Origin of the sequence: Mesorhizobium sp. M2D.F.Ca.ET.226.01.1.1, from assembly GCF_004022705.2 — a bacterium.
Taxonomy (GTDB): domain Bacteria; phylum Pseudomonadota; class Alphaproteobacteria; order Rhizobiales; family Rhizobiaceae; genus Mesorhizobium.
In genome coordinates, this window is the sequence record NZ_RZOY02000005.1 from 159,973 (window position 1) to 183,011 (window position 23,039).

At 64.2% G+C, this 23,039-nt stretch carries 16 protein-coding genes; 10 read left to right on the plus strand and 6 right to left on the minus strand.

Annotated elements, in window-relative coordinates:
- Positions 1–673 precede the first annotated feature (673 nt).
- On the plus strand, positions 674–2,047 hold the full coding sequence (gene gltX / locus EN869_RS13425) for a glutamate--tRNA ligase (protein WP_127226146.1): 1,374 nt from the start codon (positions 674–676) through the stop codon (positions 2,045–2,047).
- On the opposite strand, the gene EN869_RS13430 is transcribed toward gltX, so the two are convergent.
- Positions 1,965–3,200, minus strand: a complete 1,236-nt coding sequence (locus tag EN869_RS13430; protein ID WP_127226147.1) for a DUF2865 domain-containing protein — start codon at positions 3,198–3,200, stop codon at positions 1,965–1,967. The two genes, gltX and EN869_RS13430, sit on opposite strands and share 83 nt — an antisense overlap.
- A 316-nt stretch (positions 3,201–3,516) precedes the next feature.
- Between EN869_RS13430 and EN869_RS13435 the strand changes: the two genes are divergently transcribed.
- Positions 3,517–4,071 carry a DUF1287 domain-containing protein gene (locus EN869_RS13435; RefSeq protein WP_245489425.1) on the plus strand — a complete coding sequence of 185 codons (555 nt, stop codon included), beginning with the start codon at positions 3,517–3,519 and terminating at the stop codon, positions 4,069–4,071.
- Positions 4,072–4,080: 9 nt separating this feature from the next.
- Here EN869_RS13435 and EN869_RS13440 read toward each other — a convergent pair whose 3' ends face one another.
- Positions 4,081–6,402 (minus strand): NADP-dependent malic enzyme, encoded by a 2,322-nt coding sequence (locus EN869_RS13440; RefSeq protein WP_127226148.1) that lies wholly within the window; start codon positions 6,400–6,402, stop codon positions 4,081–4,083.
- A gap of 150 nt (positions 6,403–6,552) precedes the next feature.
- Positions 6,553–7,332: an SDR family oxidoreductase gene (locus tag EN869_RS13445; protein WP_127226149.1), complete on the minus strand. Its 780-nt coding sequence runs from the start codon at positions 7,330–7,332 to the stop codon at positions 6,553–6,555.
- Between the two features lie 120 nt (positions 7,333–7,452).
- On the opposite strand from EN869_RS13445, the gene EN869_RS13450 reads away from it, so the two are divergent.
- The gene (locus EN869_RS13450; RefSeq protein WP_127226150.1) at positions 7,453–8,283 is read left to right on the plus strand and encodes a UDP-2,3-diacylglucosamine diphosphatase; all 831 of its coding nucleotides are present in this window, start codon (positions 7,453–7,455) and stop codon (positions 8,281–8,283) included.
- Between the two features lie 196 nt (positions 8,284–8,479).
- On the opposite strand, the gene EN869_RS13455 is transcribed toward EN869_RS13450, so the two are convergent.
- Positions 8,480–9,028 carry a lipocalin-like domain-containing protein gene (locus EN869_RS13455; RefSeq protein ID WP_210235018.1) on the minus strand — a complete coding sequence of 183 codons (549 nt, stop codon included), beginning with the start codon at positions 9,026–9,028 and terminating at the stop codon, positions 8,480–8,482.
- A gap of 211 nt (positions 9,029–9,239) precedes the next feature.
- Between EN869_RS13455 and EN869_RS13460 the strand changes: the two genes are divergently transcribed.
- Complete coding sequence (locus tag EN869_RS13460; protein ID WP_127226151.1) at positions 9,240–10,454, plus strand: MFS transporter; 1,215 nt, start codon at positions 9,240–9,242, stop codon at positions 10,452–10,454.
- Here EN869_RS13460 and dgcA read toward each other — a convergent pair.
- The gene (dgcA, locus tag EN869_RS13465; RefSeq protein WP_127226152.1) at positions 10,425–11,408 is read right to left on the minus strand and encodes an N-acetyl-D-Glu racemase DgcA; all 984 of its coding nucleotides are present in this window, start codon (positions 11,406–11,408) and stop codon (positions 10,425–10,427) included. The two genes, EN869_RS13460 and dgcA, sit on opposite strands and share 30 nt — an antisense overlap.
- A 77-nt stretch (positions 11,409–11,485) precedes the next feature.
- Here dgcA and EN869_RS13470 point away from each other — a divergent pair, with 77 nt between their 5' ends.
- The 4 genes from EN869_RS13470 to EN869_RS13485 are packed head-to-tail and all read left to right on the plus strand — an operon-like array spanning position 11,486 to position 15,554.
- Positions 11,486–12,673: an ABC transporter permease gene (locus EN869_RS13470; protein WP_127226153.1), complete on the plus strand. Its 1,188-nt coding sequence runs from the start codon at positions 11,486–11,488 to the stop codon at positions 12,671–12,673.
- 1 nt (position 12,674) lies between these two features.
- On the plus strand, positions 12,675–13,484 hold the full coding sequence (locus EN869_RS13475) for an ABC transporter ATP-binding protein (RefSeq protein WP_127226154.1): 810 nt from the start codon (positions 12,675–12,677) through the stop codon (positions 13,482–13,484).
- 14 nt (positions 13,485–13,498) lie between these two features.
- Positions 13,499–14,872 (plus strand): MlaD family protein, encoded by a 1,374-nt coding sequence (locus EN869_RS13480; RefSeq protein WP_127226155.1) that lies wholly within the window; start codon positions 13,499–13,501, stop codon positions 14,870–14,872.
- A gap of 37 nt (positions 14,873–14,909) precedes the next feature.
- On the plus strand, positions 14,910–15,554 hold the full coding sequence (locus EN869_RS13485) for an ABC-type transport auxiliary lipoprotein family protein (RefSeq protein ID WP_245489424.1): 645 nt from the start codon (positions 14,910–14,912) through the stop codon (positions 15,552–15,554).
- Between the two features lie 86 nt (positions 15,555–15,640).
- Here the strand turns inward: EN869_RS13485 and EN869_RS13490 are convergent, their stop codons facing one another.
- Positions 15,641–21,922 carry a kinesin gene (locus tag EN869_RS13490; protein ID WP_127226157.1) on the minus strand — a complete coding sequence of 2,094 codons (6,282 nt, stop codon included), beginning with the start codon at positions 21,920–21,922 and terminating at the stop codon, positions 15,641–15,643.
- 303 nt (positions 21,923–22,225) lie between these two features.
- Here EN869_RS13490 and EN869_RS13495 point away from each other — a divergent pair, with 303 nt between their 5' ends.
- Together EN869_RS13495 and EN869_RS13500 are read left to right on the plus strand one after the other, a co-directional pair.
- Positions 22,226–22,594: an Hpt domain-containing protein gene (locus EN869_RS13495; RefSeq protein ID WP_127226158.1), complete on the plus strand. Its 369-nt coding sequence runs from the start codon at positions 22,226–22,228 to the stop codon at positions 22,592–22,594.
- A 102-nt stretch (positions 22,595–22,696) separates the two neighbouring features.
- Positions 22,697–23,017, plus strand: coding sequence for a 2Fe-2S iron-sulfur cluster-binding protein (locus EN869_RS13500; RefSeq protein ID WP_127226159.1), 321 nt, complete (start codon positions 22,697–22,699; stop codon positions 23,015–23,017).
- Positions 23,018–23,039: the final 22 nt, after the last annotated feature.

A 23,039-nucleotide genomic window follows, 5' to 3' on the forward strand; every position in this document is an offset into this window, starting at 1 on the left:
CGGGGATTTCTGCCCCACATGGCGAAAAGCGCAGCCCGCCGTTTGCCGGCATCACGGGCGACGCCGACATTCTCCTCGTCGCGGGCGCCACCAAGCAGACAAGCAAACGCCTTTCCAGGCGCTTACCCAGGTTGCCGGCCGACCCGCGGGTCCCTCAAGACTGAAACTTTTGTCGATTCCCTCGATAGAGGGAGCTTCACACTATCTAGCGTCGAGCCTGCCTGCAAACACTAAATATAGTGTTAACAGATCATTTTTTCCAGACCGACAATTCTCCCTTTCGCCCACCCAAGCCCCTACGACCCCAACGCTTCCGCCGGCCTCGTGAACAGGCGGAAATTCGGGCAAAACGCACAAAATCCGGGAAAAAAGACCGGCCTCAAAACTCTCCGGTCGCGCCCGCAACAGGAGCGCATGGCCTATAAAAAGCGACTCGTTCCGACCCGTCAAGGATTCGTTTGCGTAGCTTTTATGACCCCAACATCTTGTGTGTCACACATGTGGATAACGGGGACATGAGAAGCCCGGCTTCGCAGGCACTTGACGCGGTTTGTCAGCCTGCCGCGAAGCGTGCTGGGCCGGCGGCTTTTCATTTTAGCTGGCTTGCACTATCTGTTGCGTTCGCGCGGGGGGCGCGCTTGTCAACACCAAAAGCATCCGTTACGCCCCGCTCATGACAGTCACCGTACGTTTTGCCCCATCGCCGACCGGCCGCATCCATATCGGCAATGCGCGCACGGCCCTGTTCAACTGGCTTTTCGCCATGAACAACAAGGGACGCTTCATCCAGCGCTTCGACGACACCGACATTGCCCGCTCGAGGCAGGAATACGCCGATTCCATTCTTTACGACCTGCATTGGCTGGGCATTTTCCCGGATGTCACCGAATACCAGTCGCGCCGCTTCGAGATCTATGACGCGGCGGTTGAGCGGCTGAAGGCGGCGCGGGTGCTCTATGCCTGCTACGAGACGCCGGAAGAGCTCGACCTGCGCCGCAAGGTGCGCCGCACGCGCGGGCTGCCGCCGGTCTATGGCCGTGAGGCGCTGACGCTGACGCCGGAACAGGTGGCCGAATACCAGTCGGACGGACGCAAGCCGCACTGGCGCTTCCTTTTGCCGAATTTCACCAGCGATCCGCTGCAGCCGGAGCGCACCGACGTGCATTGGAACGACCTGGTGCGCGGCGAAGAGACGGTCGATCTCGCCTCGCTGTCGGACCCTGTGCTGGTGCGCGAGGACGGCACCTATCTCTACACGCTGCCTTCGGTGGTCGACGATATCGAGATGGGCGTCAGCCATATCATTCGCGGCGACGACCATGTCACCAACACCGGCGTGCAGATTGCGATCTTCAAGGCGCTCGGCGCCGAGCCGCCGGTCTTCGGCCACCACAATCTGCTCACCACGACCACGGGCGAGGGGCTGTCTAAGCGCACCGGCGCGCTGTCGATCGAAAGCCTGCGCGAGGACGGCATCGAGCCGATGGCGGTCGCTTCGCTGGCAGTGCTCGTCGGCACCTCGGAGAATGTCACGGCCGCGCATGACCTCGCCGAGCTTGCGGGCCATTTCGACCCGGCGGCGACCTCCAAGTCCGCCTCCAAGTTCGATCCGGACGAGCTTTTCGTGCTCAACCGCACGCTGATCCATCACATGCCGTTCGAGGAAGCGCGCGATCGGCTGATGGTGCTGGGCATTTCCGGCGACAAGGCAGAGCCGTTCTGGATGGCGGTGCGCGGCAATCTCGACCGCCTGTCGGACGCGCTCGCCTGGTGGCGTATCCTGAGCGACGGCCCGCAAGAGCCGGCGGAATTTTCCGGCGAGGACCGCGACTTCCTCAATCAAGCGTTCGACGTGCTGCCGGAGGAGCCGTGGAACGGCACGGTCTGGAAGGACTGGACCGGCAAGATCAAGGAAGCGACCGGGCGCAAGGGCAAGCCGCTGTTCATGCCGCTGCGGCTGGCGCTCACTGGGCGGACTTCGGGGCCGGAGCTTTCAGATCTATTGCCGCTGATGGGTCGGGAAGGAACGCTGGCCCGACGACCCTGACCTTGCGCTGATCCGGCGGCAGCATCGAGACCGGCGACACCGGTACCTTGGTGGTCAGCCGCCTGATCGCGTCCTGGTCGAGCCCGCCTTTGGCGTTGGCAAGCGTTTCCGGGTCCGCGCCCGGATCGGGCTTGGTCGCCGGCATGGGGATGAAGGGCGTCGCCCCGCTCTCCGGCTGAGACTGTTCGGGATTGGGCGGGTTGCCGCCGATGATCGTGAAATTGCCATTGCCGGCTTGCGCGTTGCAGCCGCAACTCGGCGGCCGCGAATAATTGGCCTGCTTGTAGAGATAGGCGGTCGGCAGCTCGCTGTAGGGTTGACCGGTGACCGACGAGGTCATCGACCCGGAATCGTCGTCCATTCCGCGCGAATAGAAGACCTGCATCTCGGTGCCCGGGCAGCTCGATTCGCAATTCTTCTGGTCGCGCTCGAAGTCGCCCGCGGAGGCGGCGTTGGACATCGGGAAGAAATAACCGTCGCACGTGCGCACGCACATTGTGTGGAATTCGCCGCCAAGGCGCGGCAGGTCCATGCCGTCCGGCTGGTTGATGACGCGACGGATGTTGCGCACGCTCGGATCATCGAGCGGCACATCCGCCATATCCGGGCTGTCGGGAGCCTCCGGTGTTTCGAGTTGCTGATCCTGGCGGCCGAAAAGCTGCTCGAACAGATTGCCGCCGCCATTGTCGCGGGAGGCCTCCTCAAGCGGCGCAGGGCGAGGCGCGATCTCGTCGCCGCGGCAGCCATTGGCATCGAGCGCCGCCAGGATGCGGCCGCGGTCGCGCCGCGTGCCGCCGCCGGACAGCCGCTCGCGCTTGGCCTGAAGCGTGTCAAGATTGGCGTTCATGCGCTGGATCGAGGCATTGATCGCCGCGCATTGACTGACATTGCGCGAAAACAGCGTGAAGCCGCAGCCGGCATCGCTTGCCCGGCCGCGAGCCTTGGCAAGCTGCTCGCGCTGGCGCGCGATCGCATCGTCATATTTGCGGACGAGGCCGGGGCCTCCGCCGCCGCCGCGCGCGGCCGCGAGTTCTGCTTCGAGCTGCCGACACGTACGCGAAGTGGCTTGGGATTCGGTCGCGGCAAGGGCTGTAGCTGTAAGCGCCGCAAGCAGCGCCACAAGATGCGTCAGCTTCAGCCCTCCGCCCTTCATGTGCCCAGACCCAGCTCACCAGTCTGTCGGGATGCTACCGGATTCCCGGTTAACCGTTCCCTCAAATTTACAGCCAAAGGCGACCTTGATCACAGCCAAAGGCGATCTTGAACAAAATGGTCCGAGCGGTGCTGGCGCCGCTGCACGGAGCAGGCGAGGCCTCCTGTGCATGAAAGTTGCACGAGAAAGGAGCAAAAAAGACGTATTCGGCTTCGAAAATCTTCTGGCTCCAGCGATGCCGAGGCCAAAGTTGATCGCGATCACCCGTCGAACCGCACTACAACTCGGCCTCTTGTGCGCGGCGATGCCCGCCGCCATGGCCGCTAAACCGCGGGCCTTGCCAGACTGGCCTGGCAGGCTGGTCGATGCCGCGCGTGAGCAGATCGGCGTCACCACGCTCTACGATCCGACCTATACCCGTATTCCTTATCCCGGCGGCGATGTCGCTAAGGACCGCGGTGTGTGTACGGATGTCGTGATCCGCGCCTATCGGCACGCCTTCAAGCTCGATCTGCAAAGGCTGGTGCATGAGGACATGGCGGCCAATTTCGCCGCCTATCCGAAGGCTTGGGGCATGAAATCGACGGACACCAACATCGATCACCGCCGCGTGCCCAATCTCGCCGTGTTCTTCGAACGGCGAGGCGCTTCCCTGGCCGTCAGCGAGGACTCCGCCGACTATCAGCCGGGCGATCTCGTCACGCAGATGCTGCCCGGCAACCTGACGCATATCGCCATCGTCTCGTCCAACCGCTCAACCGAGGCGCCGGAGCGGCCGATGGTCATCCACAATATCGGCTGGGGGGCCCGTGAGGAGGACACACTGTTCGCCTTCAGGCATCTGGGCCATTTCCGCTTCGCGCCAATCTGAGCAACAAACTCAGATCGGAGCGAGCGCCTGCGCCTTGTGCGCCGCCTCGACGACAGCAAGCGCGGTCATGTTGACGACGCCGCGCGAGGTCACCGACGGCGTCAAGATGTGCGCCGGCTTGTCGGTACCGAGCAGGATCGGCCCGACATGCAGCGCGTCCATCATGGCGCGCAAAGCCGTCAGCGTGATGTTGGCCGAATCGAGGTTCGGGAACACCAGCAGGTTGGCCTCGCCCTTCAGCCGCGAGTGCGGATAGACGCGCTGGCGCAGATGTTCCGAGATCGCCGTGTCGGCATGCATCTCGCCGTCGCACTGCAAGTCGGGCGCGATGCGGCCGAGGATTTCGGCCGCCCGGCGCATCTTCAGCGCGCTTGGAGAATCGCGCGAGCCGAAATCCGAATGCGACAGGAGTGCGGCCTTCGGCTCGATGCCGAAGCGCTGGATCTCCTCCGCCGCCAGCACCGTCATTTCGGCGATCTCCTCCGCCGTCGGATCGACCGACACATGGGTGTCGGTCAGGAAGATGATGCCGCGCTGCGAGATCAGCATCGACAGCGTCGAGAGGTCCCGGTCCTTGATGCCCGCGCGGGGGCCAATGATAAGGCTGACATTGCGCAGATGCCGCTCGAAGCGGCCTTCGAGGCCGCAGACCATGGCATCGGCGTCGCCGCGCTTCAGCGCCAGTGCCGCGATCACCGTGTTGTCGGTGCGCACCATGGTGCGGGCGGCTTCCGTCGTCACGCCGCGGCGGCCGGCAAGCTCGATCAGGAGGTCGACATAGTGGCGGTAGCGCGGATCGTCTTCCGGATTGATCAGGGCAAAATCTACACCCGGCCGGATGCGCAGGCCGTAACGCTTCAGGCGGACTTCCACGACATGCGGGCGGCCGATCAGGGTCGGCTCGGCGATGCCTTCCTCCAGCACAACCTGCGCCGCGCGCAGCACGCGCTCGTCCTCGCCGTCGGCATAGATGACGCGCTTGGCGCTCGAGGCCTTGGCCGAGGAGAACACCGGCTTCATCACCAGGCCGGAGCGGAAGACGAACCGGTTGAGCTTGTCGATATAGGCGGTGAAGTCGGCGATCGGCCGCGTCGCGACGCCGGTGTCGCAGGCGGCCTTCGCCACCGCCGGCGCGATGCGCAGGATGAGGCGCGGATCGAAGGGCGAGGGGATCAAGAAATCGGGGCCGAACATCGGCGTCTCGCCGGAATAGGCGCGCGCCGCGACATCCGAAGGCTCCTCGCGGGCAAGGGCGGCGATCGCCCTGACCGCAGCCATCTTCATTTCCTCGTTGATGGCGCTCGCGCCGCAATCGAGCGCGCCACGGAAGATGTAAGGAAAGCACAGCACATTGTTGACTTGATTGGGAAAATCGGAACGCCCGGTGCAGATCATGGCGTCCGGTCGGGCGGCCCGCGCCACCTCCGGCATGATCTCGGGATTCGGGTTGGCCAAAGCCAGGATCAGCGGCTTCAGCGCCATGTGCTGGAGCAGCTCCGGCTTCAGAACGCCGGCAGCGGAAAGGCCGAGGAAGACATCGGCGCCGGGAATGACATCGGCCAGCGTGCGCGCCTCGGTGTCCTTCACATAGGCGTCCTTCCAGCGATCCATTTCCTCGACGCGGCCCTTGTGGGCGACGCCGAAGCGGTCGGTGACCCAGATGTTTTCGACCCTGGCGCCGAGCGAGACGAGAAGGTTGAGGCAGGCGAGTGCGGCGGCACCCGCGCCGGAGGTGACGATCTTGATGTCGGAAATCGTCTTGCCGGCCAGTTCCAGCCCGTTGAGCACCGCGGCGGCGACGATGATCGCGGTGCCATGCTGGTCGTCGTGGAAAACCGGAATGCGCATGCGGGCTTTCAGCCGCTCCTCGACCTCGAAACATTCCGGCGCCTTGATGTCCTCGAGGTTGATGCCGCCGAAGGTCGGTTCGAGCGCTGCGACGGTTTCGACCATGCGCTCGATTCCGGGCGCGTCGATCTCGATGTCGAAGACGTCGATGCCGGCGAATTTCTTGAACAGCACCGCCTTGCCTTCCATCACCGGCTTGGAGGCGAGCGGGCCGATATTGCCGAGCCCAAGCACGGCCGAGCCGTTGGAGACGACGCCGACAAGATTGGCGCGCGCGGTGTAGTCGGCGGCGGTGGCCGGATCGTCGCGGATCTCCAGGCAGGGCGCCGCCACGCCGGGCGAATAGGCAAGCGCCAGGTCGCGCTGGTTGCCGAGTGGTTTTGTGGCCTGGATCTCGAGCTTGCCCGGCGTCGGATACTTGTGGAAGAAGAGGGCGGCCTCGTCGAGGTCCGACCGAGCCGGTTTCTTGTTCTCGCCGTCCATTGCGGCCCCTCCCTGCGATACTGGTTTGGAGCCTTTTAGCATGCGCCCGGGATTTTTCGCGACCGCAAATCGCAGGCTCCGGCTTCACAATGCCGGAGCGGAAATAATCTACCGATTCCAGCTGGTTGGCTGGAGAGCTTCAGGCGATGCTCAGAACGCGCTGACGTAGAGGCCGCCATCGACCGGGATGTTCTGGCCGGTCAGGTAGCCGGCATGGACCGAACAGAGGAAGGCGCAGATCTGGCCGAACTCCTCCGGCGTGCCGAGGCGCTTTGCCGGTACGTCGGCGCTGATGCGGGCCTTGCGCGCGGCAGCGGCGGCGGGATCCTCCGGCATTCCGGCCTCATGCGGGCCGCGCAGCCGGTCGGTGTCGAGCTTGCCGGGCAGGAGGCTGTTGATGGTGACGTTGCGGTCGATCACCGTGCGGGCCACGCCGGCCAGGAACGAGGTCAGGCCGGCGCGCGCGCCGGACGACAGGTCGAGGCCGGGGATCGGCACATAGACCGACAGGGAGGTGATGTTGACGATGCGGCCGAAGCCGCGCTTGGCCATGCCGTCGATCACCGCCTGGATGAGCTCGATCGGCGTCACCATGTTCTGCGTCACGCCCTCGAGGATTTTTGCCCGGTCGAGCTCGCGGAAATCGCGCAGCGGCGGACCGCCATTGTTGTTGACCAGGATGTCCGGATCGGGGCAAGCGGCAAGGATCGCCTTCTGCACGTCCGGCTTCGACACGTCGCCGGGAACCTCGATCACCTTGACCCCGAACCGGTCGCGGATCTCCTTGGCGGTCCTGGCCACCAGCTCGGCGTTGCGGCCGTTGACAACGAGATCGACGCCGGCTTCGGCCAGCGCCATGGCGCAGCCGCGCCCTAGTCCCTTGCTCGAGGCGCAGACGATGGCCTTCTTGCCGCGAATGCCGAGATCCATGGTGATTTTCTCCTGAATGCGTTGCGCGCAGGCTAGCGCCTGGGCTGGACCAACCGCAACCGTCATACGGTTGTTGCATGAATCGGGGCATAGGCACGCGAAAGCAAAGGTGAAATCGCGATGTCAGGCCCAGAGCCCCGCACTTTCCGCGCCCTGTTCATTTCCGACGTGCATCTCGGCTCGAAGGCGGCCAAGGCCGATTTCCTGATCGACTTCCTGCGTTATCACGACGCCGATATCATCTACCTGGTCGGCGATATCGTCGACGGCTGGCGGCTGCGGCGCAGCTGGCATTGGCCGCAAAGCCACAATGACGTGGTGCAGAAACTGCTGCGCAAGGCGCGCAAGGGCGCCTCGATCACCTATATCGCCGGCAATCATGACGAATTCGCCCGCCAGTTCCAGGGCGTGCATTTCGGCGGCATCGTCGTTGCCGATCGAGCCATCCACGAAACCGCCGACGGCCGGCGCCTGCTGGTCATCCATGGCGACCAGTTCGACACGGTGGTGCACAACCAGCGCTGGCTCGCCTATCTGGGCGACTATGCCTATGACACCGCGATGCTGATCAACCGGGTGGTGACGAAGCTGCGCCACCTGCTCGGCCTGCCTTATTGGTCGTTCTCGTCCTGGGCCAAGGTCAAGGTGAAGAAGGCGGTGAATTTCATCGGCTCGTTCCAGACGGTGCTTTCGGAAGAGGCGCGGCGCTCGCATGTCAACGGTGTGATCTGCGGCCACATCCATCATGCCGCCATCGAGAACTATGGCGAGGTGCAGTACATCAACACCGGCGACTGGGTCGAAAGCTGCACGGCGGTGGTCGAGCATTTCGACGGCCGCATGGAGATCCTGACCTGGGCGCATGTACTGCCCGAGGCGTCAGCCGGCAACGAAGCGCTGGTGCCGGTCGACATCATCGACCTCAAGGGCAGGGCGGCGCAGGCGGCCTGAGAGGCTGACTGAAAAAGAAACTGGATGATTTCGGTTGTCGCGGTCAGCCCGACATCGTCAAGCCCTTGTCGAGCCGGGTTATGCAGACCTTCCTTGGAGGCGGCTGCGGTCATGCAAAGTGGCTGCCTGGTTGCCAGACTCAACGTCGAGTTGACTACCCAACGTAGGGCCAGTTGCGAACTCGGCGTAGGCAAAACTAGTCGCGCCGAAAACTGAGGATGCCCCTTCCTATCGGATTTCCTGGATTCGGCATCCAGGCCGTAAAGACGTGGAGCGTATCTCCATCAAGCTTATAGAATCGTTCCTGCTCACTGCCGTTCCAGGCTTCGTTGCAAGATGAGTCGATCTTTGTAATAAACCTATCCTCATCTATTCTATACCGTCCGGAATAGGCCATCAAAGTACGGAAAAGTGCCGCCAGTTTCTCATCTGTATTCCCTGGCTCCCGCGCTGTTGCCGTAACCAGGACTATCATTCGCCCATCGGAGCCGAAAATAAGATAGCCATTGGGGTTGGCGCCCCCACGGTTGACTACGTTCCTTTGAATCCCGAGCCTCGGTTTCGAAAGAAACCAACCGCCAGGAACCGTGGAGTTTGGCGTCGCGCTCAGACAAATTCGCCCCTGCATTGTTTGCCAAAAAGTACCCTCCTGCCGAGGATAGGGCATGTTGCCATGCAAATTGCAAAGCACCATCAAATTCGTGGGATGCGCATTACGCATTATCAGCGCGCGGCGTTGCATCATGCAAGCGATCTGACCGACACGGTTTGCCCGCGCCTGCCCAGCTCGCTGTCTTGATTACATTGGCATAACAGGTGTTTCGCTCGCTCTTGCATTGCTCATCAACAGCTTTGCCCTTGATCGATTGGTCCAGACGGTTCCGCCGCGCATTGCCGCATGTTAGGGATCGAGACCCGTTGCACAGACGTCGACTGCAACGTAATTGGATCGATTCATGTCGCTGCCGCCCCTGTCGCCTGAGCAACTCGTCAAGCCCAGACATTTCGAAATGCGCATGAGCCTGATCTTCGCGACCTTGTTCGTGTCGCAGGGCACGCATCTGCCTTACTTTCCGCTCTGGCTGCAGGCGAAAGGCTTCCATGCCGAACAGATCGCCGTGATCCTGGCGGCGCCGATGTTCCTGCGCGTGGTGACGACTCCGATGCTGACGGCGCTTGCCGACCGGGCGAAGGACCGCGCCAATGTGTATATCGTGCTGGTCGCCGCCTCGATGGTCATCTCGGCCGGCTATTTCCTGCCGGCCACCTACGCGGTCGTGCTTGCCGTCTCGCTGCTGCTCACCATCGTCTGGACGCCGCATTCGCCGATGGCCGATTCGCTGGCGCTGTCGGGAGTGCGCCGTTTCGGCTCGAACTATACCAGTATGCGCAAATGGGGCTCGATTTCCTATCTCTGCGCCAATGTCCTGGGCGGCTTCATCCTGGCGGCTACCGGGCCTCAGGCCGTTCCGGTGATCATTTGCGTGGCGCTTGGCGCGGCGCTCGTCGCGGGGCTGTGGGCGCCGCGCATGGGGCGGCCGCGCAAGGCCTCACCGCTGTCGGCCACCGAGATCCAGCACAAGGCGCCCAGCCTGTTCAACGCCTATTTCCTCTATTTCACGCTCGGCGTCGGCATCATCACCGCCAGCCACGCCTTTCTCTACGGCTTCGTATCGATCTACTGGAAGTCGATCGGCATCAGCGATTCCGTCGTTGGCCTGCTATGGGCCTGGGGCGTGGTATCCGAAGTTTGCATGTTCCTGTTTTTCAACCGCATTTTCGCTTCCGTATCGGTCGCCCGGGTGATGGTGATCGCCGGTATCGGCTCGATCGTGCGCTGGATCGCCTTTCCACTGGTCTGGCCACTTGGGCTTGGCGTCGGCGGCTTCTTCGTCGTGCAGTCGCTGCATTCGGTCTCGGTCGCGATGGTGCTGATCGGCCTGCAGAAGATGATCGGCGAAACAGTTTCCGAAGAGCGGACAGGGGCAGCGCAGGGCATTGCCTATTTCTTCAACGGCTTCTTCATGGCGGCGGTGACGCTTGTTTCCGGTCCGCTCTATGACCGTCTTGGCGTCGACGGCTTCTGGGCGATGATCCCGATCGCGATCATCGGCATGGCGCTGATCGGTCTCGCCGCGCGCTCAGCCCCAAAGCGCGCGCTCAGGGGGTGAAACGAGCGAGCCCTGGTAGACGAGGCCCGGCTCGCGATCGCGCGCGAGCAGCAGCGGACCGTCGAGATCGACGAAGTCGGCATCCTGCGCCAGCAGCACGGCCGGCGCCATGGCGAGCGAGGTGCCGACCATGCAGCCCACCATGATGCCGAAGCCGAGGTCGCGTGCGCGGTCGCGCAATGTCAACGCCTCCGTCAGGCCGCCCGTCTTGTCGAGCTTGATGTTGACGGCGTCGTAGAGGCCGACCAGCGAATCGAGGCCACTCGTTTCATGCACACTTTCGTCAGCGCAGATCGGAACCGGATGCGCGATCCGGCCCAGAATAGTGTCCTTGCCTGCCGGCAGCGGCTGTTCGACGAGCGTGACGCCGTGCTGTGCGGAGAAGGCTAGGTTCTCCTCGATAGTCTCGTCCGTCCAGCCCTCATTGGCATCGAGGATGATGCGGCTGTCGGGAGCGGCTTCTCTCACCGCGCGGATCCTCGCCATGTCGTTGTCGCCGCCGATCTTGACCTTGAGCAGAGGTCGCCCGGCATTGGCGCGCGCCTGCGCCGCCATGGCCTCCGGTTCGGCCAGCGACAGTGTGTAGGCCGTTTCCAGCGGCTTGGCCGCAACGGCGCAGATCGCCGCCGCAACAGGCGTGCCGGTCAGCTTGGCTTCCAGGTCCCAAAGCGCGCAGTCGATGGCGTTTCGCGCCGCGCCGGCAGGCATTGCCGCGCGCAGGGCGGTACGGTCGAGGCCGGTCACGATCGGATAGCGCATGGCCTCGATGGCCGCGCGTACACCCTCCATGGTCTCGCCATAGCGCCTGTAAGGCACGCACTCGCCGCGCCCGGAACGTCCCCCGTCGGTGATCGTTACGGTGATGACTTCGGCCTCGGTTTTGGATCCGCGTGAGATGGTGAAGGTACCGGCGATCGGGAATCGCTCCATTTCGACCGAAATGACACGCGCCATAATTTTCTTCTCCGGCTGTGCGACACCGGTCTGCCGGCAAATCGACACGCCAGTCCCGTCACGCTAAACAGGACGCCATGTTGACCATCCGCAAACGCGACGCAAGCAGCGAGTCCGCCGGGAACGGCGAGCACCGGCCGCGCGTTGCCGTTGGCGAGGAAGGCGGGGTGCTGGGCTGCGCGTTTTCAGGCGTGTGGACGACGCGCACCGTGGCGCTGATCGATGCAGATATGCGCAAGATCGAGCAGAGAAGCGGCGCAAAGCAGCTGATGCTCGACCTTTCCCACATCGAAAAGATGGACACGGCCGGCGCCTGGCTGATCGACCGGCTGGCCAGCGCCTTCGAGAAGAAAGGCGTCGAGGTTCATCTGCAGGGACAGAGCGAGATCGCCTCGATCTTGCTCGGCGCCGTCGGCGACGCGGTCCGCCGCGAGCCCGAATCGGGACCTGCCGGGCCGCCCAACATCATCCTGCGCGCGCTGGAGCTGGTTGGCCGGCGGGTCTATGAGATGCGCGACGACTTCTTCGCTTCGATGAACATCCTCGGCGCCACGATCCGCGGCGCGCAGATGAAACTCGGCCGCGGCCACGCGGTCAACCCGGCCGCTATCTTCAACCAGATCGATCGCATGGGCGTCGGCGCGATACCGGTGGTGGTGCTGATGTCGGCCATCGTCGGCGCCATCGTGGCCCAGCAGGGCGCCTACCAGCTCAGCTATTTCGGCGCCAACATCTTCGTCGTCGACCTCGTCGGCGTGCTGATCCTGCGCGAGCTCGGCGTGCTGATGACGGCGATCATGCTCGCCGGCCGGTCAGGCAGCGCCATAACCGCCGAGATCGGCTCGATGAAGATGCGCGAGGAGGTCGACGCGCTGAAGGTGATCGGCCTCAACCCGATCGGCGTGCTGGTCTTTCCGCGGCTCGTCGCGCTGGTGATCGGGCTGCCATGCCTTACCATCATCGCCAATTTTGCAGCACTTGCCGGCGGCATCGTCGCCGCCTGGCTCTATTCCGACATCCCACCGGCCGCGTTCATCGACCGGCTGCGTGTCGCCATCGATCTCAGCACCATCTTTGCCGGCCTGATCAAGGCGCCGTTCATGGCCCTGATCATCGGCATCATCGCGTCGGTCGAGGGCATGAAGGTCGGCGGCAGCGCCGAGTCGCTCGGCTTGCACGTCACCGCTTCGGTGGTGAAATCGATCTTCGTCGTCATCATCCTCGACGGGCTTTTCGCCATGTTCTACGCAGCGATCGGGTTCTGAGATGGCGAACGGCGGCGCGGCAACTGAGGAAGCCACAGACGACGACGAAATCGTGCTTTCGGTTCGCGACGTCACTGTCGCCATCGATGACAAGGTGATCCTCGACAAGCTTTCGCTGGACATCACGCGCGGGGAAATCCTCGGCTTCGTCGGCGCCTCGGGCGCCGGCAAGTCGGTGCTGTTGCGCACCATACTGGGGCTGATGCCGAAGCAGTCGGGGACGATCAGCCTGTTCGGCGTCGATGTCGACAAGGCGAGCGACTTAGACCGCCAGCGCATCGATATGCGGCTCGGCGTGCTGTTCCAGCATGGCGCGCTGTTTTCGGCGCTGACGGTGCTGGAGAACGTGCAGGTGCCGATGCGTGAATATCTGGACCTGCCCAAGGCGCTGATGGACGAGCTCGCCATGCTCAAGATCGAGCTGGTCGGTTTGCCGCCAGACGCCGCGCAGAAATTTCCCTCCGAGCTTTCCGGCGGCATGATCAAGCGCGCGGCGTTGGCGCGTGCGCTGGCGCTCGATCCCGACATCGTATTTCTCGACGAGCCGACCTCCGGGCTCGATCCGATCAGCGCCGCCGAATTCGACGAGCTGGTCGTCAAGCTGCGCGACACGATGGATCTGACCGTCTACATGGTCACGCACGATCTCGACACGCTGTTCACCGCCTGCGACCACGTTGCGGTGCTCGGCAAGAAGAAGGTGCTGGTCGAAGGCACGATCGACGACATGCTGAAGAGCGATGAGCCGTGGGTGAAATCCTATTTCCGCGGAAAACGCGCCCGGCAACTTGATCTTGCGGCGCGCGCATAGCGATAAGTGAGGCGATGGAAACAAGAGCCAACTACGTAATTGTCGGCATCTTCACGCTGGGCGCGATCCTGGCGGCCTTCGCCTTCGTCTATTGGACGGCCGCGATCGGAGACCGGGGCGAAACAGCGATGCTGCGCGTGCGCATCCCGGGCTCGGCCTCCGGCCTCAGCCGCGGCAGCCTGGTGCTGTTCAATGGCGTCAGGGTGGGCGACGTGAAGAACGTCTATATCGATGGCGACGATCCGACCGTCGCCATCGCCGACACCGAAATCGCCCGCTGGACGCCGATCACCAAGTCGACGCAGGCCGACATCGGACTTACCGGCCTCAGCGGCCAGGCCAATATCGAGCTCAAGGGTGCCGACCCTAAGGAAGCCAGGCTGCTCGACGAGGCGGAGAAGGAAGGCAGGGTCGCCGAGATCGTCGCCAACCCATCCGCGGTCACCAACCTTTTGCAGACGGCGCAGAACATCTTTACGCGCGCCGACAAGGTGCTTAGCGAGCTCGAAGGCTTCACCAAGGACGTTCGCGGCCCGCTGACGCAGACGGTCAAGAACGTCGAGACCTTCTCGAACGCGCTGGCCAAGAATTCCGACGGTATCGACAAGTTCTTGTCGGCGGTGAGCTCGCTTTCGGACCAACTGAAGAATGTCTCGGGGCGGCTCGACAGCACGCTGAAAGCCGCCGAAGGCCTGCTCAATTCCGTCGACAAGGATCAGATCAAGAGCATCGTGGCCAATGTCGATACGGTGACGGCGAACCTGAAGGAGACCTCGAAGCAGTTCGATACGGTCATCGACAACGTCAACACGGCGGTCGGCTCGATCAACGATTTCGCCAAGCAGACTCAAGGGACGCTGGCCAAGGTCAATGGCGTGCTCGATGGCATCGATCCGGCCGATGTCAAGGCCGCCTTGGCCAATATCCAGAAGGCCAGCGCCAGCGCCGACAAGGCGGCATCCGACATCGCCAGGGTCACCGACAAGATCGCCAACCGCTCCGACGACATCAACGACACGATCAAGAATGCCCGCCAGCTGGCGCAGCGGCTCAACGATGCCTCGGTTCGCGTCGATGGCATCCTGGCCAAGGTCGACAATCTCCTTGGATCCGGCGAAGCCAACGGCGTGATGGCCGATGCCAGGGCGACGCTGAAATCCTTCAAGCAGGTGGCCGACACGCTGAACTCCCGCCTCGGCACCATCGTCGACAACCTGTCGCGCTTCTCGGGCTCGGGGTTGCAGAATGTGGAAGCGCTGGTGCAGGACAGCCGCAGGTCCATCAACCGAATCGAGGAGGCGGTTACCGATCTCAGCCGCAATCCACAGCGCATTCTGTCTGGCGGCGAAGGCGAGGTCCGGCAGTTCGATGGAAGGGCACGGCGTTGACTTCGGCCGCCGCGACCGCCAAGAAAATAAACCGCGAATGCGGGTTGATCGGGGACAACGGGGATCACGCGTGAAGTCGGTCAGGGTGGTGGCGGGTAGTTTGAGATCATCCGCGGCGGCATTGCTGGTGCTTGCGGTTGCCGGCTGTGCAGCCCTGGGCGGCAAGCCGCCGCCGCTAGACACGTTTGAATTGTCCGCCCCGTCGGTCGACGTGCATGCTCACAGCCGTCGCCAGATTCTGATCGCTCAGCCATCCGCGCTCAAGGCGTTGGACAGCCAGAACATCGTCATCAGGCCCTCCGACCAGTCGATCCAGTTCCTGAAGGGCGCGCAATGGGCGGACAGGCTGCCGCTGATCGTGCAGGCGAGGCTGGGCGAGACCTTCCAGCGCTCTGGCAGCTTCGCCGGCGTCGGCAAGCCGGGCGAGGGGCTGGCGATCGACTACCAGATCATCGTCGAGGTGCGTTCCTTCGAAGTGCGCGTCAATGGCGGCGAGCATGCCGATGTCGACCTGTTCGTGCGCATCCTGAACGACCGCAACGGCGAGGTGCGCGCCTCGAAGAACTTCACCGCGAGCGCGCCGGTCTCCGGCAGCGGCAATGCCGCCTATGTCGCCGCGCTGGACAGCGCCTTTGGCCAGGCGGCAAAGGATATCGTCCGCTGGACGGACTCAACGATCTGAACGACTCGGCCAAGCTACAAATCAATTCATGGACATGAAAAAGGCGGGCCGAAGCCCGCCTTTTCGGTTCCGAACTGCCCGGCGCCTCAGTGCAGACGGCCGCTGGCGTGGGCCAGCATGGTGTAGACCTTGCCGGTGTCGGACGTCAGATAGGTCTGCGCCATGATGTTGTCGCGGTCGTTGCGCGAGACATCCTTGAGCAGCTTTTCGAAATCCTCGCAGTAGCGATCGACCGCGGCGCGGAATTCCGCCTCGGCCTGATATTTGCGGCGGATCTCGTCGAAGGTCTGCTGGCCCTTCAGCGTGTAGAGGCGACGGGTGAACACGTCGCGTTCGCCGCGACGGTAGCGGTTCCAAAGCTCGATCGAAGCGTCGTGATCGATCGCCCGGGCGATATCGACGGAGAGCGAGTTGAGCGACTCCATGACATGCAGCGGCGAGCGCTGGGCAGGCGTCGCGCGCGGCGCTTCGGCCGGCGCCGCCGGCCTCAGCTCTTCCTCACGCGAGGCGTTGGTCAGCAGGTCGCGCACCCAGCCGCCCTGCGTGGGCTTGCCGTTCGGCTCGCGGCGCGGCGCTTCGGCCGGACGTTCGAGATCGAGCGTGCCGCGCAGCGTGGTCTCGGCAAGCGGCGCCTGCGGAGCGCGAGGCGCCGGTTGCGGCTGTGGCTGAGGCTGCGGAGCCGGCGGACGGCGCAGCGGCGGTTCGGCGGCGCGGGCCGGCGCCTGCTGCGGAGCAGGGCGCAGACCGCGCGGTTCACCCTGCTCGCTCGAACCGCTGCGGCCGGATTTCGCAACGATATCCGACAGTTCCTTGAGCGCATTGATCTGCTCGGAGACGGCGCGGCGGATGGCCGAAGTCGATTCCTTGGCCTCTTCCGGCATCTCGATGACGCCCTTCTTCAGTTCGGCGCGGGTCAGGTCGAGCTCGCTCTTGATCGAGCTCGCGGTGCGGCGCATCTCCTCGGTGGCGTCGGCGAAGCGACGCGTTGCCGAATCGACGACCTCGGCGATCGCCGTGCGGATCTTTTCCGCCGACTCCATCGTGCGGCCTTCCGCGGTCTGCATCGTCTGGCCGACGAGGCTTTCGAAGGAACGCATCACCTTTTCGAGGTCTTCCGACTTCTTGACCAGGCCCACGGCGAGGTCTTCCAGCGAGGACTGACGCTCCAGCGTGTGCTCGAGGTTGCTCTGCGCGGAGCTGAGCAAATTCGAGGCGCTGGAGAGCAGCCGGCTGTGCTCGTCGAACTTGGTCGCGATCGAGGCCACCTCGCGCAGCGTCGCCGACGACAGGTCGGTGAGCCGCGTCGTGTTGGAATCGACCAGACGCGCCGAGCTGGCGAAGGTCTGGGCGGCCTTCTCGGTGGTCGAGGCGAAGCTCTGCGTGCTGCCCGAGAGCCGTTCCTCGACCTGGCCGAGGTTGACGGCGGCCTGCTCGATGAGCTGGCCGAGCTGCGCGCTGGAGGTCGTCATGCGGCCGATGAGATCGGCCACGCTGTCGGCGAGCGAGGAACGCGCGCCTTCGACGGCCGAGAGCGTCTCGGCGGTGCGGCCGGCCAGTGCGTTGACGAGGGCCGCGTTTTCGCTGCGCAGCTTCTCGGTCGCCCGCTCGGTGACTTCTTCCATGCTGCGCTGCAGCTCCGAGCCGCCCTGGGCGAAGCGCTCGACCAAAGGCCTGGCCGTCTCGTCGAGGATCTTGGCCATTTCGGCGGAGCGGGCGGCAAGCATGGTGTTGAGCTCGCGCGTGTTCGAGCCGATGGTCTTGGCCGCCTCGTTGGTGCTCTGGCCGATATGCTGGCCGACCGCCGTGAAGGTCTCGGCAATGACATTGGCGCGCGAGATCAGCTGGGCCTCGGCGCTGGAGACCTGCTCGTTGAGCTTCTGGCCCATCGTTTCGGCGGTGTAGGCGAGGCGGTTTTCCACGCTCGCAACCTGGTCCTCGACGCGGGCGGCGGCGGCCGCGGCACTCGCGGCAAGCCGCTCGTCGGCGCCGGCCAACGCCTGCTCGATTTCGCGGGCGTGGACGGCGAGTTCCTGACCGGTCTGGCGGGCGCGGTCGGCAACACGCTGCTCGGTCGCGGCGAAGGCGCCGACGATCGTGTCGGCATGCTCGCCAATGGTCGAGCTCGTCGAAGCGATGCGCGACACCAGGCGGTTGTCGGCTTCATCGAAGATGCGGCCGATTTCGCTGGCGCGGGCCGAAAGCGCTTCCGAGCCCTCGGCAATGCGCGCCATGAGCTGCTGGTCGGCGCCGTCGAAGATGCGACCGAGATCGGAGGCACGGGCGGCCAGCGCTTCGGCCGACTCGCTGATGCGCATCGAGAGCCGCTCGTCCGCGCCCTCGAAGTTGCGCAGGATGTCGCCGGCACGCGAGGCAAGCGACTGGGCGGTCTCGACGGCGCGGGCAACCAGCTTCTGGTCGGCCGCGTCGAAGGTGTTGGCGATCTCGCCGGCGCGCGTGGCCAGCTTGTCGGCTGTTTCCTCGGCACGGGCCATCAGCGAGTTCGATGCGTCGTCGGCGCGCGCCATCAGCATGTTGGACGTGTCCTGGGCACGTTCGTGCAGACGCCGGTCCGCCGCTTCGAAGGCCTGGGCGACATCCTCGGCCCTGGCAAGCAGCGCCGCGGACGTCTGCTCGGCGCGCTCGGCGATCTTGCGGTCGGCGTCGCTGAAGGCGGCTCCGGCCTGCTCGTGCAGCGTGCTGGTGACTTCCATGACCTTGTCGCGCAGCGCGCCCGCCACGAAGACAGCGGTCTTTTCCAGCACGCCGCGGACATTGTCGACACCGGTGGACAGCGCACGCTCCATGGTGCCCGCGCGCTCCTCGATGACGCCGGTCTGCCGGCTGAAGGCCTGCTCGATCTTCTCGACATCGGCGGCGATCGCCGCCGAGATGTCGTTGCTCCTGGCAGCGATCTGGTCGATATGGCCGGAGACCGAACGATCGACCTCCTTGCGCGCATCGGCGAGCTTGACGAGATCGTCCTCCAGGGCGCGGGCCAGCATGTTGCGACCCTCGGACAGCTTGCCGACATGGCCGGCGATGACGTCGTCGATCTCGGAACGGCTCTCCGTCAGCTTCTGCAGGTCCGCTTCGAGCGCGCGCCTGAGGATATCGCGGCCTTCGGCGAGCTTCTCGACCTGGCCCGCCACCAGGCCATCGATGCCGGAACGGCTTTCGGCCAGTTTGGCGAGGTCGGCCTCAAGGGCGCGCGTCAGCACATCGCGACCTTCGGCGAGCTTCTCGACCTGGCCGGCGACAAGGCCGTCGATCGACGCGCGGCTTTCGGCGAGCTTGGCAAGGTCGGCTTCCAGCGCGCGCTTGAGGATGTCGCGGCCTTCAGCGAGCTTTTCGACCTGGCCCGCAACCAGCCCGTCAATGCTGGAACGGCTTTCGGCCAGCTTCGCGAGATCGTCTTCCAGCGCCTTGGACAGCGTCGCGCGGTTCTGCGACAGCTGGTCGGCATGGGTCTGCATGAGGCCGCTGGCATTGGCCATATCGGCTTCGAGCGCACGCGAGAGCTCGGCGCGGTGGTCGGTGATCTTCTGCGAATGATCGACGACCGCGCCCTGGATGGTGTTGAGGTCGGCTTCCAGTGCGCGCTTGAGGATATCGCGGCCCTCGGCGAGCTTCTCGACCTGGCCGGCGACCAGCCCATCGATGCTGGAACGGCTTTCGGCGAGCTTGGCGAGATCGTCCTCGAGCGACTTGGACAGCACCGAACGGTCCTGAACGAGCCGGTTCTGATGCGCGGCAACGGCGCCGCTGACATTCTGAAGGTCATCCTCCAGGGCTCTCGACAGGGCCGACCGATCTTGCGCCAGCTTGTTCTGATGATCGGCAATGGCGCCGCTGACAGCCTGCAGGTCGGTTTCGAGTGCTTTCGACAACTGCGCGCGATCCTCGAGCACCCTGTCCGAATGTCCCGCGATGGCACCCTTGATGGTGTTGATGTCGGCTTCCAGGGCCCGCCGGAGAATATCGCGGCCTTCGGCGAGCTTCTCGACCTGGCCGGCCACGAGGCCGTCGATCGAGGCGCGGCTTTCTGCCAGCTTATTGAGATCGGCCTCCAGCGTCTGCGACAGCAGGCTGCGATCCTCGGCGAGCTTGCCGGCATGGCTGTCGATCAGGCCGCGGATGCCGCTCAGATCGCTTTCAAGCGCTCGGCTGAGTTCACCACGATCCTCGGCGAGCTTGGTCGAGTGGGTCTCGATCAGGTTCCTGATGCCGATAATGTCGGTTTCGAGCGCCTTGGCGAGCACGGCACGGCCTTCGGCAATCTTCTCGACCTGACCGGCGACGAGGCCGTCGACCGCGGCGCGGCTGTCGGCGAGCTTGCCGAGATCAGCCTCCAGGGCGCGCGCCAGGATGTTGCGTCCCTCGGCCAGCTTGCCGACATGGCCGGCGACCATTTCATCAATCATCGTACGGGCTTGGACGAGCCTGCCGGAGTCTTCGTTCAGGACCTGAGACAGGCGATTGCGGCCTTCCTCGAGTTGCTCAAGATGGCTGCCGAGCGACGCATCGATGGCGGCGCGCGACTCGTTCACCTTGCGCAGGTCTTCCTCCAGCGCGCGCGAGATCAGGCCGCGGCCTTCCGCCAGCTTCTGCACCTGGTTGGTGACGGCGGCATCAATTTCAGCGCGGCCTTCGGCGAATTTCGCCAGGTCTTCCTGCATGGCGGCGGCCATGCGCTCGCGGCTCTCGGAAAGCGAGCGGCTGTGGTTCTCGACGGCTTCCTCGATGCCGACGCGGGCGTTGGCAAGCCGCTGGATGTCGGCATCGAAGGAGCGCGACACCACATGCCGGGCCGCTTCCATGCGGCCAGCGAAGTCGGTGGCGCGGGCTTCGAGCATGGAGGAGGTCGAGGAGATGATGTCGGCCATGTCGGCGCCGATCTGGGTCTTGCCCTGATCGATCATCGCCGACAGCGTGTCCTTGCTTTCGGCGAAGGCGTGGGCGATTTCCTTCGCACGCTCCACCATCGTCTCGTTGATCTGGCGCGCGCGCGCCTCGAGGGCGGCGTTGAGCTTCTGCGTGCCGGTGTCGAGCGCCTCGGCACGGGTCTGGAATTCGCTGATCAGCGCTTGGCCGCGTTCGGCCAGCGTCCGTTCGATGCCGCTGAGGCTCGCCTCGAATTCGGAGTTCAGCGTGCGGGCAGCGCCGCCGAGAAGAGAGACCATCCCATTCGTGCGGTCGTCAAGCAGGTCGGTCAGCGAGCGGGTGAGGCCGTCGGTGGTGTCGGTCAGCTTGGCGATGCGGGTGTCGAGCAGGCTGGCGAAGGCCTCGCCGGACGTCGAAAGCCGGTCGGTGATGTTGTCCAGGCGCGATTCGACTGAATCGAAGATCGACGTCGAGCTTTCATTGATGCGATCGATCAGCGTGTCGCCGGAATTGTTGATCGTCATCGACAGCTTGGTCGACGCGTTGAGGATGGAGTCGCGAATGATGTCGCTGGCCGCGCCGATCTCATCGCGCAGCGTCTCGTGCGCGCTGGCGATCGAGGCGCGAACGCGCTCGGCATGGGTGACGACGGCCTCGCGCTCGCTGCCGAGACCATCGACCAGCGAACGGATGCGGGCCTCGTTTTCGGAATAGGAGCGTTCGATCTGGCTGACTTCGCCATGCACGAGCGTTTCGAGCTCCACCGCGCGGGCGAGAGTCCGCTCGATGCCTTCGCCCATCGCCGCCACCTCGCGGCGAACAGCCTGGCCGATCATCATGACGCGGTCCTGGGCGAGGTTTTCGGGCTCCGCCAGGCGGAAGGCGACTTCAGTCATCGATTGTGCGGCGATGCGCATTTCCTGCGCGCGCCGGATCATGGCGGCGAACGCCCAGAACAGGATGACCGGAACGATCGCGGCAACCGCCAGGCCGATCAGTTCGGGACGGGCGAAGAACTGGTCGAAGGTGCGGATCTTCCAGATGCCCGAGCCGAACAGCAGGTTGGCCAGGCCGCCGGCGCCGGCGATCCAGGCCAGCGAGATGAACGCGATCACCCAGTAGACGGTGCTCGATGCACGGCGGTTGAGGCCGTGCAGCAGCGTCTTGTAATCCTTCTGGCGGTCATCATTGGCGGGCGTGAAGCCGGCGGGCGGAGAAAAACCGGCCGGCTGCGCATTGCGCGGTTCAACAGGGCGCAACTCGGCCGGCTTGGGGGGCTGAGGGGCGCTTGCCGGCTCCGTCCGCTGGCTGCGACCTTCGCGCGCCAGTTCGTCGGCTGCCGCCGAGATCTGCGCTTCGAGGTCCTCCATCGACGCCGCCATATCGAGGCCGCCGTCGTCGCCGTTAAGGTCAAGGTCGAGCGCCTTTTCCAGTTCCGCGGCTACGTCGCTGTCGAGAGACTTCGTCGTCGTTGGTTTCTTAGCCATGCCTTCGCTACCCTGTACTAGCTGCCGCGGGACTTATGATTATGGCCTGATTCTGGCCCGATTCTGGCTTGTATACCCCGCGCAGGAGGCTGAAAAATGGACCTCCGTATCGTAATGACACACGGGGGTAAAGAAAACATGCATTCCGGGCGATACGTAAAACTTTAAATATAAGGTTAACGCAAGCGTGATCCGGACGCCTCTGTGACAACATTTTTCACCTGCAACCGTTAACCCGTTGGCGACTGGAGTCGCCTATCTTCTTGGGCGCGTCTGCCCACTTTATATGGAGTTGCAGTGCGTATGCGTGGCGAAAGTGGAATTGCGTTTTCGATGCCGGGGGGCGATGCCTCCGGAACGGTTGGAGCCCGGCCTGTGGATCTCGGCCATCTGGCACGTCAGACAATGGGTGACCGCGACCTCGAACGGGAAGTGCTGGCGTTGTTCGTGCATCAGTCGCTGTCGGTTCGCGACCAGATCGCGGACGCCGACGCCAGGCAAAGGGTGCTCCTGGCGCACGGCCTGAAGGGCTCGGCACGCGGCATCGGCGCCTTTGCGGTCGCCGACTGCGCGGCGGTCATCGAAAAGCAGCCGGAAGACCTCCGGGCGCTGAAGCGTCTCGGCACGCTGATCGAGGAAGTGCGCGACTTCATCGCCGGCATCAGCCGCTAGCATCTGCCTTTTTTGAAAAACGTCATTTCGTGGCGCTTTCGCGCCGCAGTTGACTTGTCCGGCGGAGTGATTATCTCGGCTGCGACTCCTCAGGTGACTTTAATGACCAAGCTGACTTACATCGCCCATGACGGGACCCGGTTTGACGTGGATGCCGAAAACGGCTCGACGGTCATGGAAAACGCCATCCGCAACGCGGTGCCCGGCATCGAAGCCGAATGCGGCGGCGCCTGCGCCTGCGCGACCTGCCATGTCTATGTCGACGAAGCCTGGACGGCCGAGGTCGGCGAGCCGGAGGCGATGGAGGAAGACATGCTGGACTTCGCCTATGACGTCCAGCCGAACTCGCGCCTTTCCTGCCAGATCAAGGTGCGCGACGCGCTCGACGGCCTGGTCGTGCGCGTCCCCGAACGCCAAGGCTAAAGCCTTCCTTCCAGTTTTCTTC

Coding starts and splice junctions, on each gene's coding strand:
- EN869_RS13435 (WP_245489425.1), top strand. CDS start 3,517: ATGGCCGCTAAACCGCGGGCCTTGCCAGACTGGCCTGGCAGGCTGGTC.
- EN869_RS13450 (WP_127226150.1), top strand. CDS start 7,453: ATGTCAGGCCCAGAGCCCCGCACTTTCCGCGCCCTGTTCATTTCCGAC.
- EN869_RS13440 (WP_127226148.1), bottom strand. CDS start 6,402: ATGGACGGCGAGAACAAGAAACCGGCTCGGTCGGACCTCGACGAGGCC.
- EN869_RS13455 (WP_210235018.1), bottom strand. CDS start 9,028: ATGATGCAACGCCGCGCGCTGATAATGCGTAATGCGCATCCCACGAAT.
- EN869_RS13430 (WP_127226147.1), bottom strand. CDS start 3,200: ATGAAGGGCGGAGGGCTGAAGCTGACGCATCTTGTGGCGCTGCTTGCG.
- EN869_RS13460 (WP_127226151.1), top strand. CDS start 9,240: ATGTCGCTGCCGCCCCTGTCGCCTGAGCAACTCGTCAAGCCCAGACAT.
- EN869_RS13480 (WP_127226155.1), top strand. CDS start 13,499: ATGGAAACAAGAGCCAACTACGTAATTGTCGGCATCTTCACGCTGGGC.
- EN869_RS13445 (WP_127226149.1), bottom strand. CDS start 7,332: ATGGATCTCGGCATTCGCGGCAAGAAGGCCATCGTCTGCGCCTCGAGC.
- EN869_RS13495 (WP_127226158.1), top strand. CDS start 22,226: ATGCGTGGCGAAAGTGGAATTGCGTTTTCGATGCCGGGGGGCGATGCC.
- gltX (WP_127226146.1), top strand. CDS start 674: ATGACAGTCACCGTACGTTTTGCCCCATCGCCGACCGGCCGCATCCAT.
- dgcA (WP_127226152.1), bottom strand. CDS start 11,408: ATGGCGCGTGTCATTTCGGTCGAAATGGAGCGATTCCCGATCGCCGGT.
- EN869_RS13475 (WP_127226154.1), top strand. CDS start 12,675: ATGGCGAACGGCGGCGCGGCAACTGAGGAAGCCACAGACGACGACGAA.
- EN869_RS13500 (WP_127226159.1), top strand. CDS start 22,697: ATGACCAAGCTGACTTACATCGCCCATGACGGGACCCGGTTTGACGTG.
- EN869_RS13485 (WP_245489424.1), top strand. CDS start 14,910: ATGCGGGTTGATCGGGGACAACGGGGATCACGCGTGAAGTCGGTCAGG.
- EN869_RS13470 (WP_127226153.1), top strand. CDS start 11,486: ATGTTGACCATCCGCAAACGCGACGCAAGCAGCGAGTCCGCCGGGAAC.
- EN869_RS13490 (WP_127226157.1), bottom strand. CDS start 21,922: ATGGCTAAGAAACCAACGACGACGAAGTCTCTCGACAGCGACGTAGCC.